Below are 13,911 nucleotides of genomic sequence, written 5' to 3'. Positions count from 1 at the left end.
TGCCCACGCACGGCATAGAAACGCTCCACCAGCCGTGCGTGGGCACCCCCGGCCCCCGCCGTCCCAGCGCAACCACCAAACCCCCCGACCACACCAAAACCTCCACGGACGGCCCGGACCTGGTAACGCGGAAACGGCCGACAGTGCCGCCGGCCAGGAAGCCGGTGGGTCAGCCCCACAGGCCGCCAGCTCACCAGGCGCCCGATGCAAAGCCAGCGGCCGGCAGGCCAACACCGGCAGGCCAACACCGGCCGGGCGCCAGGGCCGCACCGCCTCAAACCGTGCTCACCCCGCGCACTTGGCCAGGTATTGATTCACCTGGGCCAGGTTGAACCGGCAGCTCTCCGCCGCCCGTTCCTCCCAAGCGAACACACAAACCGTCGCGATCCCGTCGAAGCCCACCTCCGCCAGCGTCCGGAAGAACAGGTCCCAGTCGACCTCCCCCTGCCCCACGTCCAGATGCTGGTGCACCCGGACCGTCGAGCCCGGCGGGTTCACGATGTACCTCAGCCCCGACGAGCCTCGGTGGTCGAACGAGTCCGCGATGTGCACCTGGGTCAGCAGCGGCCCCGCGTGCCGCAGCACCGCCGCCAGGTCGCCGCCCTGGTGGAAGGTGTGCGGGGCGCAGTACAGGAACGTCACCACTGGGGAGTTGATGCCTTTCACCAGGTTCACCCCGGCGATGCCGTCCTCGACGAAGTCGTCCGGGTGGGGTTCCAGGACCAGCCGGACGCCCTCGCGTTCGAAGATCGGCAGGAGTTCCTCCAGGGAGCGCCAGAACTGGGCCTCGCTCGCCGGCGCCGCTTCCGGGCGGCCGTTGAATTCCGAGTTCATCACGTCCACGCCCAGGTCCACCGTGATCTCGATGGCCCGTTTCCAGTACCGCACCGCCGCCTGGCGTTCGTCCTCCTCCGGCCCGGACCACTTGTAGAGCGGGAGGACCGAGGCCACCGACACCTCCGCCGCGGCCAGTTCCCTTCTGAACGCCGCCACGTCCGCCGACGACGCCCGCGGGTGCAGGAAGAACGGCAGGAAGTCGTCGCGGGGCGACAGTTCGATGTGGCGGTAGCCCAGTTCCGCGACCGTTCGCGGCAGCTCCAGCAGTGGGACCTTGCGGAGCATGTAGGGGTCGAGCGCGATCTTCATGACGGCACCGCCTCGTAGAACGCGGGCTTGGGCGCGAGGGCCACCGGCACTCTTTCACCGGTACGGAGCGCCACCACTCCCGCGTCCGACACCACCGCCGCCGCATAGCCGTCCCAGGCGCTCGGCCCGACCGGCGCCCCGGCGGCGTTCGCCAGCGAGTCGACCCACTCCTGGATCTCCACGTCGTACGCGGCCAGGAACCGTTCGCGCCAGTCCAGTGGCACCGGGGTCATCAGCTGGCCGGTCCGGCGTACCGTCACCGGGCTGAGTTCGCCGAGCGCCGCCGTGCCGTCCTCGCCCACGACCTCGCCGCGGATGTCGTAGCCGTACCGGATGTTCACCGAGATCTCCACGTCCACCAGGGCGCCGCCCGCCATCTCCAGGATGAGCAGCAGCGGGTCCTGCAGCGGGCCGCCGTTGCGGCTGCGCCGCGGGATCAGCACCCGGGCCGCGGTGATCTCCTCGCCGAACATCCAGCGGACCATGTCGATCTCGTGCACCGCGGTGTCGGTGATCGCGCTCTCCTTCTCGTAGAAGGACGGCACGGCGGCGTTGCGGTGCGCGCAGTGCATCATCAGCGGCGCGCCCAGCTCGCCGCTGTCGACCACCCGCTTGAGCGCCCGGTACGCCGCGTCGTACCGGCGCATGTAGCCGACCTGCACCAGCCGGCGGCCCGCCGCGACCTCGGCCTGCACGATCCGCAGGCAGGCGCCCTGGGTGGTGGCCAGCGGTTTCTCGCAGAAGACGGGCTTGCCGGCCGCGATGGACGCGAGCACGTACTGCTCGTGGGTGGGCCCCCACGAGCAGACCAGGACCGCGTCGACCGCGGGGTCGGCGATCAGTTCCTCGCCGGTCGGGTGCAGGGTCGCGCCGGGCAGGCCCTCGGCGACCTTCTTCGCGGTGTCCACGTCGACGTCCGTCACGGCCACGACCGTCACCCCGGCCAGCACCGTGGTCATCCGCCGGATGTGATCCTGGCCGATCATGCCGGTCCCGATGACACCCACCCGCACCGTCATGACCGCTCCCCCGCCCCGCCCGGCCCGGACGGGGCCGGACCCGCACCCGGGGAGCCCGAAGCCGCACCCGACGACCCCGAGACCCCACCCGGAGACTGCGCCGCCGGGCCGATGCCGCCGTAGCCGTCGGCCGACGACCCGGTCCCGCCGCTGCCGTCCTCGGCCGGCGATCCGATTCCCACCGAGCGCAGGTAGGCGTACGTGCGGGCCGCGATCGGCGCCGGCACGTCGAACGCCACCGGGTACATGTCCTGCTCGACGATCACGAAGGTGTCCGTTCCGCGCTCCTGCAGGGCCCGGACCACCGACGGGACGTCCGGGATCCCGGCCGGCGGTTCGCAGCTCGCGCCCAGCGCCACCGCCTGGCCGAACGCCAGGTCCTCCGCGCGGGCCCGGGCCACGATCGCCGGGTCCATCTGCTTGATGTGCAGGTAGCCGATCCGGTCCGGGTGGTCCGCGATCAGCTGCGCCGCGTCCGCGCCGCCGTAGGCCAGGTGGCCGGTGTCCAGGCAGATCGACACGAACGCCGGGTGGGTCTCGGCCAGCAGCCGGTCGATCTGCGGGCGGGTCTCCACGTACGAGTCGGCGTGGTGGTGGAACTGCAGGCGCAGCCCGTACTCCTCGCTCAGCGCGCGGCCGAGGTCGCCCACCGCGCGCACCAGGGTCTTCCAGCCGTCGTCGTCGAGGGTGCCCGCCTCCAGGTAGGCGCCGGTGGTGTCGTCGCGGTAGCCCGGCACCGGCACGAACACCAGGTCCCGGGCGCCCATCGCCGCGGTCAGCGCGGCCACCGTCCGGGTGCGTTCCAGGATCTCCGGGAACGCGTCGTTGCGGTGCAGCCCGCTGTAGCCGTGCATGGTCCCGGCCGAGACCCGCAGGTCGCGCGCGGCGAGCTCGTCGCGGAGCCGGGCCGGGTCCGTCGGCAGATAGCCGTACGGGCCCAGCTCCAGCCAGCGGTAGCCGACCCCGGCCAGTTCGTCGAGGAACCGCTGCCAGGGGGTCTGCCGGGGGTCGTCGGCGAACCAGACGCCCCAGGAGTCGGGGCAGCTGCCCAGGCGCAACGCTGTCACGGCGTCTTCCCGGTGATCCCGAGGTCGTGCACTTCTTCCTCCAGCATCTTGGCCGCGGCCGCCGACACCATGCCGTCCTGGGCGCTCAGCTCGTGGCTGAGCTCCTCCAGTTCGGCGCCGCCGGCCATCAGCGCGGTCAGCTCGTCGCGGGTGATCTCGTTCTTCCGGTAGTAGCCGAGCGGGCGGCCGCGTTTGAGCAGCAGGAAGCGGTCACCGACCGGGAACGCGTGGTGCGGGTTGTGGGTGATGAAGATGACCCCGAGGCCGCGTTCGCGGGCCTGCAGGATGTACTTGAGCACCACGCCGGACTGCTTGACGCCCAGGGCCGCCGTGGGCTCGTCGAGGATCAGCACCTTGGCCCCGAAGTAGACCGCCCGGCTGATCGCCACGCACTGGCGTTCGCCGCCGGAGAGCGTGCCGATCGGCTGGTCCACGTCGCGCAGGTCGATGCCCATGTCGAGCAGTTCCTTCTTGGCGGTCTTCTTCATGAACGCGATGTCCATGCCGATCCGCTTGCGGACCTCGTTGCCGAGGAAGAAGTTGCGCCAGACCGGCATCAGCGGCACCACGGCCAGGTCCTGGTAGACCGTGGCGATGCCCAGCTCCAGCGCCTCACGCGGGGAGCTGAAGTGCACCTCGGTGCCGTTCACCTCGTAGGTGCCGGCGCTGTGCTGGTGCAGGCCCGCGATGATCTTGATCAGGGTGGACTTGCCGGCGCCGTTGTCGCCCAGCACGCAGGTCACCTCGGAGGTGCCGACCTCGAGGTCGATGCCGCTCAGCGCGTTGATGTTGCCGTAGTTCTTGCCGGCCCCGGTGAGCCTCACCAAGGGGGCAGTGTCGGTGGTCATTTCCTGGTCTCCGCCCGTCGCCGGATGTACACGTTGAGCAGGGTCGCGCCCAGCAGCATCGCGCCGAGGAAGAACTTGAACCAGTCGGCCTCCCAGCCGGCCAGCACGATGCCCTGCTCGGTCATGCCGAAGATGAACGCGCCGATCGCGGCGCCGACCGCCGAGCCGTAGCCGCCGGTCAGCAGGCAGCCGCCGACGACCGCCGCGATGATGTAGAGGAACTCGTTGCCGGGGCCCTGGCCGGACTGCACGGTGTTGAACGCGAACAGGATGTGCATGCCGGTGAACCAGCAGAAGAACGACACCGTCATGAACAGGCCGATCTTGACCTTGTCGACCGGCACGCCGACCGCTCGCGCGCTCGCGTCGGCGCCGCCGACGGCGAAGATCCAGTTCCCGGTACGGGTACGCAGCAGCACCCACGTCGCCAGCACCACGAAGACCAGCCACCAGAGCAGCGTGATCCGCAGGTTCATCCCGCCGATCTGCACGGACGAGGCGAAGAACGCGTGCGCGCTGCCGAAGCCGTCGATGTCGGAGATGTCCTTGGTGGCGACACCGCCGGAGACCAGTTTCGTGACGGCCAGGTTGAGGCCGGTGAGCATGAAGAACGTGGCCAAAGTGACCAGGAAGCTGGGCAGCCTGGTCTTGACCAGCAGGTAGCCGTTGAGCAGGCCGATGCCGAGCGCCGCGGCCAGCGACACCAGCACGCCGACCCAGACGTTCGCGCTGAGCTGGTACGCCGTCATCGAGGCGATCAGCGACGACGTGATGACCGAGACGCCGGCCGAGAGGTCGAACTCGCCGCCGATCATCAGCAGGGCCACGCCGACCGCGGGGATGCCGTACAGGGAGCTCTGGTAGAGCACCGTCGCCAGCGAGGGCGCCTCGCGGAACGGCGGCGCGACGATGAAGAACAGCACGTAGATGACGATCGCGCCGGCCAGCGCGCCGACCTCGGGGCGGGCCATCAGCCGCCCCAGCATGGATTTGCGGGCGAGCCGCTCGTCGGTGTCGGGCGCCGGGGGCGGCGCCACCAGGGTCTGGCTCATCGGGTGCCCGCCTTCGCGTACTTGCTCACCGCGGCGATGTTGGCCTTGTCGATGAAGGCCGGCCCGGTGAGTACCTCCTTGCCGCCGCCGAGCACGTTGCCGTTGCGCAGGTAGAAGGCCGCCGCGTCGACGGACATGTAGCCCTGCAGGTACGGCTGCTGGTCGACCGCCCAGGCGATCTCGCCGGATTCGATCTTGCCGACCAGCTCGGCGTTGGTGTCGAAGGTGGTGATGGTGGCCTTGCTGTTCGAGTCCTTCTTGGCCTGCAGCGCGGTCAGCGCGAACGGGGCGCCGAGCGTGATCACGTGAGTGATCGCCGGGTCCTGCCGCAGTTTCGACTCCAGCGTGGAGCGCACCGAGGTCAGGTCTGTGCCGGTGACGTTGATGTTCTCGACCTGGCCGCCGAGCCCGGACTTCACGCCGTTGCAGCGTGCCTCGAGCTGGGACTGGCCCTGGGCCTGGATGACACAGAGGACCTTGCCGGCGCCCTCGGTCTTGAGCCGGGCCCCGGCCGCCTCGCCGGCGATCGTCTCGTCCTGGCCGAAGTACATGATGGCGCCCCAGTCCTGGAACGTCTCCCGGCCGGCGTTGAAGCCGATCACCGGGATGCCCGCGGCGACCGCCTTCTGGATCGAGGCCTTGAGCGCGTCCGGCGCCGGCACCGAGACCAGCAGCGCGTCCGGCTTGGCGTTGACCGCGTTCTCGATCAGGGTGGCCTGCCGGGTCGGGTCGCCGTCGTTGGAATACGTGTACTCGACGTTGTCGTTGGCGGCGGCCGCGTCGGCGCCCTTGCGGATGATGTCGAAGAACGTGTCGCCGGCCGGGGCGTGGGTGACCATGGCCATCTTCAGCTTGGGGCCGGCCGCGGTGTTGGTGCCGCCGCCTCCCGAGTTCTTCTCCTCCTCCTGGGCGCCGCCTTGGCTGCTGCAGGCGGCGGTGGTGGTCACCGCGAGGCAGGCGATCAGGGCGATTCTCAGTGCTCGATGGGACATGGGGGCCTCCGGGAGAAAAGGGGTCAGGAAGCGGTGGGGAAGTGCATACTGGCGCCGTGCGCGGCCTCGACGTGCGGCCACCGGGAGGTCACGACCTTGCCGCGGGTGTAGAACGAGACACCCTCGGGGCCGTGGATGTGCTTGTCGCCGAAGAGCGAGTCCTTCCAGCCGCCGAAGGAGTAGTAGGCCATCGGGACCGGGATGGGCACGTTGATGCCGATCATCCCGACCCGGACCCCGCGCTGGAACCGCCGCGCGGCCTCCCCGCTGCTGGTGAAGATCGCCGTGCCGTTGCCGTACGGGTTGGCGTTGATGACGTCGATCGCCTCGTCGACGGTGTCCGCGCGCACCACCGACAGCACCGGGCCGAAGATCTCCTCGGTGTAGACGTCCATGCCGGTGCCCACCCGGTCGATGACCGTGGGCCCGACGAAGAAGCCGTCCTCGTAGCCGGGCACCTTCAGCCCGCGGCCGTCCACGAGCAGGTCGGCGCCCTGCTGCGCACCCGTACCGATGAGGTGCTCGATCCGGTCGCGGGCCGCGGCCGTCACGACCGGGCCCATCTCGCTCTTCGGGTCGCGGCCGGAGCCGACCACGATCTCGCGGGCCCTGCGGGTCAGGATGCCGGCCAGCGGGTCGCCGGCGCCGCCGACGGCGACCGCCGCGGAGATCGCCATGCAGCGCTCGCCGGCCGAGCCGAACGCCGCCGCGGTCAGGTGGTTCGCGGCGAACTCGAGGTCGGCGTCGGGCAGGACGATCGCGTGGTTCTTGGCGCCGCCGAGGGCCTGCACCCGCTTGCCGGTGGCGGACGCCTGCTGGTGGATGTAGCGGGCGATCGGGGTGGAGCCGACAAACGACACCGCTGCGACGTCGGGGTGCTGCAGCAGCGCGTCCACGGCTTCCTTGTCGCCGTGCACCACGTTGAAGACGCCGTCCGGCAGCCCGGCCCGGCGCCACAGGCCGGCGATGTAGTTCGACGCCGACGGGTCCCGCTCGCTGGGCTTGAGCACAAACGTGTTGCCGCAGGCGATGGCGACCGGGTACATCCACATCGGCACCATCACCGGGAAATTGAACGGGGTGATGCCCGCGCAGACCCCCAGCGGCTCGCGGAAGCTGAACACGTCCACGCCGGTCGAGGCCTGGTCGGAGTACTCGCCCTTGAGCAGCTGCGGGATGCCGCAGGCGAACTCGATCACCTCGAGCCCGCGCTGCACCTCGCCGGCCGCGTCGCTGAGCACCTTGCCGTGCTCGTCCGAGACCAGCTCCGCGAGCTGCCCCACGTGGGCGTTCACCAGCTCCCGGAAGTTGAAGAGGATCTTCGTGCGGGCGCTGAGCGACGTCTGGCTCCAGGGGCCGAACGCCGCGCGGGCCGCCGCCACGGCCGCGTCCACGTCGGCGGGGCCGGCCAGCACCACCTCGTGCTGCTGGTGGCCGGTCGCCGGGTTGTAGACCGCGGCCCGGCGGGTGGCGGCGCCCGCGGTGGGGCTGCCGCCGATCCAGTGTTCGATGGTGGTCAAGGCACTGCCCTCTCTAGAGATACTGCCGTTGGCCGCGCTTGGCGGCGTCGTAGGCGGTCCGGGCCGACCGGGTGGTGTCCAGCGTGGACACCTCGGCGACCGGCACGTCCCACCAGCTCTCGCTCGACGGCACCGGCGAGAGCGGATCGGTCTCGATGTGCACGACCGTGAGCCGCTCGGCCTCGCGGGCCTGCTTGAGCCCCTCGGTCAGCTCGGCGATGCCCCGGCAGCGGATGACGTGCGCGCCCAGGCTCTCGGCGTTGGCGGCCAGGTCGACCGGCAACCGGTCCCCGTCGTAGTCGCCGTCCGCGCCGCGGTAGCGGTAGCTGGTGCCGAAGCGCTGCGAGCCCAGCGACTCCGACAGCGCCCCGATCGAGGCGAACCCGTGGTTCTGCACCAGGACGATCACCAGCTTGACGCCGTCGGCCACGGCGGTGACGATCTCCTGCGCCATCATCAGGTACGAGCCGTCGCCGACCAGCGCGAACACCTCACGGGACGGGTCGGCCAGCTTGATGCCGAGCGCGCCGGCGATCTCGAAGCCCATGCAGGAGTAGCCGTACTCGACGTGGTACTGCTTCGGGTCGCGGGCGCGCCAGAGCAGCTGGAGGTCGCCGGGCATGCTGCCGGCGGCCTGGACCACCACGTCGCGCTCGCCGCAGGCGTCGTTGACCGCGCCGATGACCTCGCTCTGCGCGGGCAGCGGCCCGTGCCCCAGGTGGTAGGCGTGATCGACCTCGCGCTGCCAGGCCGCGACGGCGTCCACATAAGACATGTCAGATTTGTACGACGCGGGCAAGGCGGCGCGCAGGGCCGTCAGCCCGGCCCGCGCGTCCGCGACGACGGAGACCGCCGACTGCTTCGCCGCGTCGAAGCCCGCCACGTTGATGTTGACAAATCGGACATCCGGCGCGGCGAAAGCGGTGCGGGAGGCGGTCGTGAAGTCGCTGTAGCGGGTGCCGATGCCGATGATCACGTCGGCCTCGCGGGCCAGCCGGTTGGCCACGGGCGTGCCGGTCGAGCCCACGCCCCCGACCGAATTCGGGTGATCCCAGCTCAGCGCGCCCTTGCCGGCCTGGGTATCGGCCACCGGGATCCCCGTGGCCCGCGCGAAGGCGTCCAGTTCGGCGGAGGCCTCCGAGTAGACGACCCCACCGCCCGCGATGATCAACGGGCGGCGGGCGGACCGGATCACCGACGCCGCCCGGTCGATCGCCGCCGGCTCCGGGACCGGGCGGGCCACGTGCCACACCCGCCTGGCGAACAGCGCGTCCGGGAAGTCGTACGCCTCGGCCTGCACGTCCTGCGGCAGGCAGACCGTCACCGCGCCGGTCTCCACCGGGTCGGTCAGCACCCGCATCGCGCCCAGCAGCGCCGAGGCCAGCTGCTCGGGCCGCCACACCCGGTCGAAGAAGCGCGACAGCGGCCGGAACGCGTCGTTGACGGACACGTCGTAACCGCGCGGGTCCTCCAGCTCCTGCAGCACCGGCGCGGCGACCCGGGTGGCGAACACGTCGCTGGGCAGCAGCAGCACCGGGATCCGGTTGACCGTGGCGAGCGCCGCGCCGGTGAGCATGTTGGTCGAGCCGGGCCCGATCGAGGCGGTGCAGGCCAGCGCCGACAGCCGGTTCTTCATCCGGGCGTAACCGACCGCCGCGTGCACCATGGCCTGCTCGTTGCGGGCCAGGTGGTAGGGCAGCTCCACCGAGCCGGTGCGCTGCGCCTGCAACAGGGCCTGGCCGACACCGGCGACGTTGCCGTGGCCGAAGATGCCGAAGCAGCCGGCGACCGCACGCTGCTCGACGCCGTCCCGCTCGGTCCACTGGTTGGCCAGGAACGTGACGACGGCCTGGGCGACGGTGAGTCTCACGAGCGCCTCCTCTCGGTTACGGACGTCAGCGGCAGCCGGGCGTCGATCTCCTGGTGGCTCCACGTGTCGCGGACCCAGGCGTGCGCGGGGTCGTCGGAGAAGAGCCACTTGCGCTCCCCCGGGCCGGCCATGACGTTGAGGTAGTAGAGGTCGTAGCCGGGCGCCGCCATCGACGGGCCGTGCCAGCCGTACGGGATCAGCACCACGTCCCCGCTGCGCACCTCGGCGCAGACATCGATGGGACGGTCGGGGCGGCCGTACACCCGTTGGTAGCCGGCGCCGGCGGCACCCGACGGCGCAGCGGTGACCTCGAAGTAGTAGATCTCCTCCAGCGCGGTCTCGTGCTCGCCCGGCGCGTCGTGCTTGTGCGGCGGGTACGACGACCAGTTGCCGCCCGGGGTGAGCACCTCGACCGCAATCAGCCGGTCGGCGACGAACGAGTCCGGCGTACAGAAGTTGTTGATCTGGCGGCTGGCCTGCCCGGCGCCGCGCAGCTCGACCGGCACCTCCTCGGCCGGGCCGTACCGGAACGGCAGCCGCCGGTCGGCGCGGGCCGCCGGCAGGGCGAACCGGCCGCCGTTGGCCGCCCGGAGGGTGACCGCGGCGTCGCGCGGCAGGTACGCGAAGTCGGTGACCCGGGAGAACACCGAGCGCCGCCCGGTCAGCGTGACCCGCTCGTCGTCGCAGGTGACGTCGCAGCCACCGGCCAGCGGCAGCACGATCATCTCGTCGGCGCCGGTGGCGAAGCTGACCCGGGCGCCGATGGCCAGGTCGACGATCCGCAGCCCGCTGAAGCCCCAGCCGGCGCTCTCCGGGGTCACCACGGTCACGAACGGCTTGCTCTCGGCGTCGCCGCGGCGCAGCACGGTCATAGCAGGCTCACCGCCCGGTCGACCGCGCCCGCGACGTCCCCGCCGGGCGGATAGAGCAAACTGCGCCCGATCACCAGGCCCTGCACGGTCGGCAGCGCGAGCGCCTTGCTCCACCGCACGTACGCCGCCTCGGCGTCCTCGGCGACCTCGCCGCCGAGGATCAGGGCCGGCAGCGTGGTCGCGGCCATCACCCGCTCCATCTCCGCGACCACCGGGACCTTCAACCAGGTGTACGCCGAGGTGGTGCCGAGCCCGGCCGCGACCGTCATGGCCCGGATCATCGCCTCGGCGCTGAGCTCGTTGCGGACCCGCCCGTCGACGCGGTGCGCGATGAACGGCTCCACCATCGCCATCAGCCTGTGCGCGGCCAGGTCGCCGACGGCCCGGCCGCAGCTCTCCAGGGTCGCCACCGTGCCGGCGTCGTCGGGGTCGATGCGCAGCAGCATCTTGCCGCCGGAGAAGCCCGCCGCGGCCAGGCTGTCGCCGTCGTAGGCGGTGAACCGGTCGTCGATCTCGAAGCCGGTGCCGGCCAGGCCGCCGCGGTTCATCGAGCCGATGACCACCTTGTCGTCGAGCGCGCCGAGCAGCAGCAGGTCCTCGAGGATGTCCGGGGTGCCGAGCACGCCGTTGACGCCCGGGCGGGCCAGCGCGGTGCAGATCCGCCGCAGCAGGTCCATCCGGTTGCCCATGGCCAGCGGGTCGGGCCCGGCCCGCAGCGCGCCGCGGGCGGGGTGGTCGGCGGCGATGATCATCATGCGGCCGTGCTCGCCGCGCCAGCCCGCCGGGCGGCGGCGGGCGGCGGCCGCGGCGGCGATCGCCCCGGGACGGTCGGCCCGGGTGGTGACCAGGTCGTGGACGTCAGGCACGGCCGGCCTCCCCGAGCAGCTGCCGCACCTCGGACTCGGTGGGCATGGCGTCGGCGCAGGCCAGCCGGGTGGCGACGACGGCGCCGGCGGCGTTGCAGAAGCGCATCATGGCCGCCAGCTCCCAGCCGGAGAGCAGCCCGTGGCAGAGCGCGCCGCCGAACGCGTCCCCGGCGCCGAGCCCGTTGACCACCTCGATCGGCACCGGCGGCACCTGCACCTCCTCCTTGCCGCTGGAGGCCAGCACGCCGAGCGGGCCCTGCTTGACCACGGCGAGCTCAACGCCCGCGTCGTGCAGCGCCTGCGCCGCGGCGTGCGGCTCACGGACCCCGACGGCGGTCTCGCACTCGTCGAGGTTGCCGACCGCCACGGTCGCGTACGGCAGCGCCTGGCTGATCCACTCCCGGGCCTGCTCCCGCGACTCCCAGAACATCGGCCGGTAGTCGAGGTCGAGCACGGTGCAGCCGGTCCGGCCCCGGGCGCGCAGCGCGGCCAGGGTGGCCTCCCGCGACGGCGAGCGGCACAGGCCGGTGCCGGTGACCCAGAAGATGTCCGCGGCCCGGATCGCGTCCAGGTCCAGCTCGGACTCGGCGATCTCCAGGTCGGGCGCGGTCGGGTAGCGGTAGAAGTAGAGCGGGAAGTCGTCCGGCGGGAAGATCTCGCAGAAGGTCACCGGGGTGGGCGGCCCGGCGACCGGCGTGACGAAGCGGTCGTCGACGCCGAAGCCACGCAGCGCGTCGTGGACGAACTCGCCGAACGGGTCGGCGCCGGTGCGGCTGATCACCGCGCTGCGGCGGCCGTAGCGGGCAGCGGCGACGGCGACGTTGGTCGGGCTGCCGCCGAGGAACTTGGCGAACGTGCGGACCTCGCGCAACGACACGCCGATCTGCTCCGGATACAGGTCGACGCCGATCCGTCCCATGGTCAGTACTTCGGCTGCGAGCATGCGTCCCCCTGGCACTCATCGGCTGGGGCGTGCGAGACGTTCCGGGCGCGCTGCGGCGCCTCGTGTGCCGTGCTGGTTACGGCGCGGTGAAAAGGCTGCGGGGCCGGTGCAACGGTTCGTTTCGATGTAATAACGTGAGGGCTTCCACGTCAATACTTTGTCATGACAAACTGAAAAACCAAGGGGGACCCATGGCATCCGACCGCTCGCCGGCCCGCAGCCCGGTACGCCCGGTCGAGGTCGACCGGACCAGCCCCGTGCCCCTGTACTTCCAGGTGGCGACCCGCCTCCAGGAGCTCATCGAGCAGGGCGAGATCGGCGTCGGTGCCCGCATCGAGAACGAGGTCGACCTCGCGGAACGGCTCGGGGTGTCCCGGCCGACCACCCGCCGCGCGATCCAGTACCTGGTCGAGCGCGGCATGCTGGTGCGCAAGCGCGGCGTCGGCACCCAGGTGGTGCACCCCAAGGTGCGCCGCCCGGTCGAGCTGTCCAGCCTGTACGACGACCTGGTGAGCTCGGACCGCAAGCCCCGCACCGAGGTGCTGGCGCTGCGGGTCGTCCCGGCGCCGGCCGCGGTGGCCGAGGCCCTGGAACTGGCGCCGGGCACCGAGGTGACCTGGATCGAACGGCTGCGCTACGCCGGCGGCGAACCGCTGGCGCTGATGCACAACGCGATCCCGGTGGGCCTGCTCCGGCTGGAACCGGCCGACCTGGCCACCCACGGGCTGTACGAGCTGCTGCGCCGGGCCGGCTTCGTGCCGCGCATCGCGACACAGGTCATCGGGGCGCGCTCGGCGACCGCCGCCGAGGCCCGCACCCTGCAGGAGAAGCGCGGCGCGTCACTGCTGACGATGACCCGGACGGCCTGGGACGCGAGCGGCCGCGCCCTGGAGTACGGCTCCCACCTGTACCGGGCCAGCCGGTACAGCTTCGAGCTCAACCTGTCGGCGGGCTGACCGGCTTCAGCGGGGCGCCCTGCCAGCGCCACGAGGTGAGCCGCTCGTGGCCGGGCAGGGCGATGCGGCCGGTCGCCCACAGCAGGGTCCGCCAGTGGTCCGGGCCGGCCGGGGCGTCCGGGAACAGCCGCGCCAGCACCCGGGCGCACAGCTCGTCCGGCGGTTCCCAGGCCAGCTCCAGGCCGGCGGCCACGTCGCGCATGTGCACCAGGGTCTCGACCACGCCCATCGCCGCGAAGCCCTCCGGGTCGGCAGCGCCGTAGACGTGGTGGGCGCGCACGGTCGGCGGGGTGACCTCGACCATCGCGGCCAGCAGGGCACCGGCGGATTCGAGCACCTGCAGGAGGCCGGTGGTCCCGTCCGCGGGCGCGGCCCAGATCGTGAGCGCCGGGCCTCCGGTGCGCCGGTACTCCCAGCCGAACGGGACGGGGCCTTCCACCGACGGGTGGCGGGGGCCTAGCTGACCCGCGTACGCGAAGAGGTCGTCGGCGATGTGCTCGACCGTTTCCCAGCAGTTCCAGTCGAGCTCTCCCGCCGGGAGCTGCCAGTTCCGCTCCTTCGCCGTTGCCAGGGTGTCGGTTGCCAGGTACACAGCTGTGCGGACGTCTTCCGCTGTCACCTGATCGGTTCGCATGCCTTGCACCCTATGGCGTTTTTGGTGTGGTCGGGGGTTTGGTGGTTGCGCTGGGACGGCGGGGGCCGGGGGGGGGGCCCCCCCCCCGGGGGGGGGGGGGTGTTTGGGGGGGGGGCGGCCCCCCCC

Annotated in this window: 13 protein-coding genes; 1 reads left to right on the top strand and 12 read right to left on the bottom strand. The window is 71.8% G+C overall.

The window, feature by feature from the left end; translation table 11 throughout:
• Window positions 1–285: 285 nt before the first annotated feature.
• Genes ACIBQZ_RS42900 through iolC form a run of 11 tightly spaced genes read right to left on the bottom strand, consistent with a single transcriptional unit; the run spans window position 286 to window position 12,195 of the window.
• On the bottom strand, window positions 286–1,146 hold the full coding sequence (locus tag ACIBQZ_RS42900) for a sugar phosphate isomerase/epimerase family protein (RefSeq protein ID WP_396094720.1): 861 nt from the start codon (window positions 1,144–1,146) through the stop codon (window positions 286–288).
• The gene (locus ACIBQZ_RS42895) at window positions 1,143–2,165 is read right to left on the bottom strand and encodes a Gfo/Idh/MocA family oxidoreductase (RefSeq protein ID WP_396094719.1); all 1,023 of its coding nucleotides are present in this window, start codon (window positions 2,163–2,165) and stop codon (window positions 1,143–1,145) included. The genes ACIBQZ_RS42900 and ACIBQZ_RS42895 overlap by 4 nt, the downstream gene beginning before the upstream one ends.
• Window positions 2,162–3,232, bottom strand: coding sequence for a TIM barrel protein (locus ACIBQZ_RS42890; protein WP_396094718.1), 1,071 nt, complete (start codon window positions 3,230–3,232; stop codon window positions 2,162–2,164). Before ACIBQZ_RS42890 ends, ACIBQZ_RS42895 begins: the two co-directional genes overlap by 4 nt.
• Window positions 3,229–4,056, bottom strand: coding sequence for an ATP-binding cassette domain-containing protein (locus ACIBQZ_RS42885; protein ID WP_396094721.1), 828 nt, complete (start codon window positions 4,054–4,056; stop codon window positions 3,229–3,231). Before ACIBQZ_RS42885 ends, ACIBQZ_RS42890 begins: the two co-directional genes overlap by 4 nt.
• A 20-nt stretch (window positions 4,057–4,076) precedes the next feature.
• On the bottom strand, window positions 4,077–5,132 hold the full coding sequence (locus ACIBQZ_RS42880; protein WP_396094717.1) for an ABC transporter permease: 1,056 nt from the start codon (window positions 5,130–5,132) through the stop codon (window positions 4,077–4,079).
• Window positions 5,129–6,124: a substrate-binding domain-containing protein gene (locus ACIBQZ_RS42875; RefSeq protein ID WP_396094716.1), complete on the bottom strand. Its 996-nt coding sequence runs from the start codon at window positions 6,122–6,124 to the stop codon at window positions 5,129–5,131. The genes ACIBQZ_RS42880 and ACIBQZ_RS42875 overlap by 4 nt, the downstream gene beginning before the upstream one ends.
• 23 nt (window positions 6,125–6,147) lie before the next feature.
• Entirely contained in the window at window positions 6,148–7,644 is a 1,497-nt protein-coding gene (locus ACIBQZ_RS42870; RefSeq protein WP_396094715.1) for a CoA-acylating methylmalonate-semialdehyde dehydrogenase, read from the bottom strand.
• 13 nt (window positions 7,645–7,657) lie between these two features.
• Complete coding sequence (iolD, locus tag ACIBQZ_RS42865; protein WP_396094714.1) at window positions 7,658–9,514, bottom strand: 3D-(3,5/4)-trihydroxycyclohexane-1,2-dione acylhydrolase (decyclizing); 1,857 nt, start codon at window positions 9,512–9,514, stop codon at window positions 7,658–7,660.
• Window positions 9,511–10,386 (bottom strand): 5-deoxy-glucuronate isomerase, encoded by an 876-nt coding sequence (gene iolB / locus ACIBQZ_RS42860; protein WP_396094713.1) that lies wholly within the window; start codon window positions 10,384–10,386, stop codon window positions 9,511–9,513. Before iolB ends, iolD begins: the two co-directional genes overlap by 4 nt.
• The gene (locus ACIBQZ_RS42855) at window positions 10,383–11,252 is read right to left on the bottom strand and encodes an aldolase (RefSeq protein ID WP_396094712.1); all 870 of its coding nucleotides are present in this window, start codon (window positions 11,250–11,252) and stop codon (window positions 10,383–10,385) included. The genes iolB and ACIBQZ_RS42855 overlap by 4 nt, the downstream gene beginning before the upstream one ends.
• Entirely contained in the window at window positions 11,245–12,195 is a 951-nt protein-coding gene (gene iolC / locus ACIBQZ_RS42850) for a 5-dehydro-2-deoxygluconokinase (RefSeq protein ID WP_396094711.1), read from the bottom strand. Before iolC ends, ACIBQZ_RS42855 begins: the two co-directional genes overlap by 8 nt.
• 191 nt (window positions 12,196–12,386) lie before the next feature.
• Between iolC and ACIBQZ_RS42845 the strand changes: the two genes are divergently transcribed.
• Window positions 12,387–13,151: a GntR family transcriptional regulator gene (locus ACIBQZ_RS42845; RefSeq protein WP_396094710.1), complete on the top strand. Its 765-nt coding sequence runs from the start codon at window positions 12,387–12,389 to the stop codon at window positions 13,149–13,151.
• Here ACIBQZ_RS42845 and ACIBQZ_RS42840 read toward each other — a convergent pair.
• Window positions 13,132–13,785, bottom strand: a complete 654-nt coding sequence (locus ACIBQZ_RS42840; RefSeq protein WP_396094709.1) for a hypothetical protein — start codon at window positions 13,783–13,785, stop codon at window positions 13,132–13,134. The genes ACIBQZ_RS42845 and ACIBQZ_RS42840 overlap by 20 nt on opposite strands.
• Window positions 13,786–13,911: the final 126 nt, after the last annotated feature.

This window comes from Actinoplanes sp. NPDC049599, from assembly GCF_044465625.1.
In the GTDB taxonomy this organism is placed as follows: domain Bacteria; phylum Actinomycetota; class Actinomycetes; order Mycobacteriales; family Micromonosporaceae; genus Actinoplanes.
The sequence above is the reverse complement of the archived record's forward strand: the minus strand, read 5'-3'. Positions and strand labels throughout refer to the sequence as shown.

Excerpts from the sequence above, each read along its gene's own strand:
- ACIBQZ_RS42900 (WP_396094720.1), bottom strand. The coding sequence starts at position 1,146 with ATGAAGATCGCGCTCGACCCCTACATGCTCCGCAAGGTCCCACTGCTG.
- ACIBQZ_RS42895 (WP_396094719.1), bottom strand. The coding sequence starts at position 2,165 with ATGACGGTGCGGGTGGGTGTCATCGGGACCGGCATGATCGGCCAGGAT.
- ACIBQZ_RS42880 (WP_396094717.1), bottom strand. The coding sequence starts at position 5,132 with ATGAGCCAGACCCTGGTGGCGCCGCCCCCGGCGCCCGACACCGACGAG.
- ACIBQZ_RS42875 (WP_396094716.1), bottom strand. The coding sequence starts at position 6,124 with ATGTCCCATCGAGCACTGAGAATCGCCCTGATCGCCTGCCTCGCGGTG.
- iolB (WP_396094713.1), bottom strand. The coding sequence starts at position 10,386 with ATGACCGTGCTGCGCCGCGGCGACGCCGAGAGCAAGCCGTTCGTGACC.
- iolC (WP_396094711.1), bottom strand. The coding sequence starts at position 12,195 with ATGCTCGCAGCCGAAGTACTGACCATGGGACGGATCGGCGTCGACCTG.
- ACIBQZ_RS42845 (WP_396094710.1), top strand. The coding sequence starts at position 12,387 with ATGGCATCCGACCGCTCGCCGGCCCGCAGCCCGGTACGCCCGGTCGAG.
- ACIBQZ_RS42840 (WP_396094709.1), bottom strand. The coding sequence starts at position 13,785 with ATGCGAACCGATCAGGTGACAGCGGAAGACGTCCGCACAGCTGTGTAC.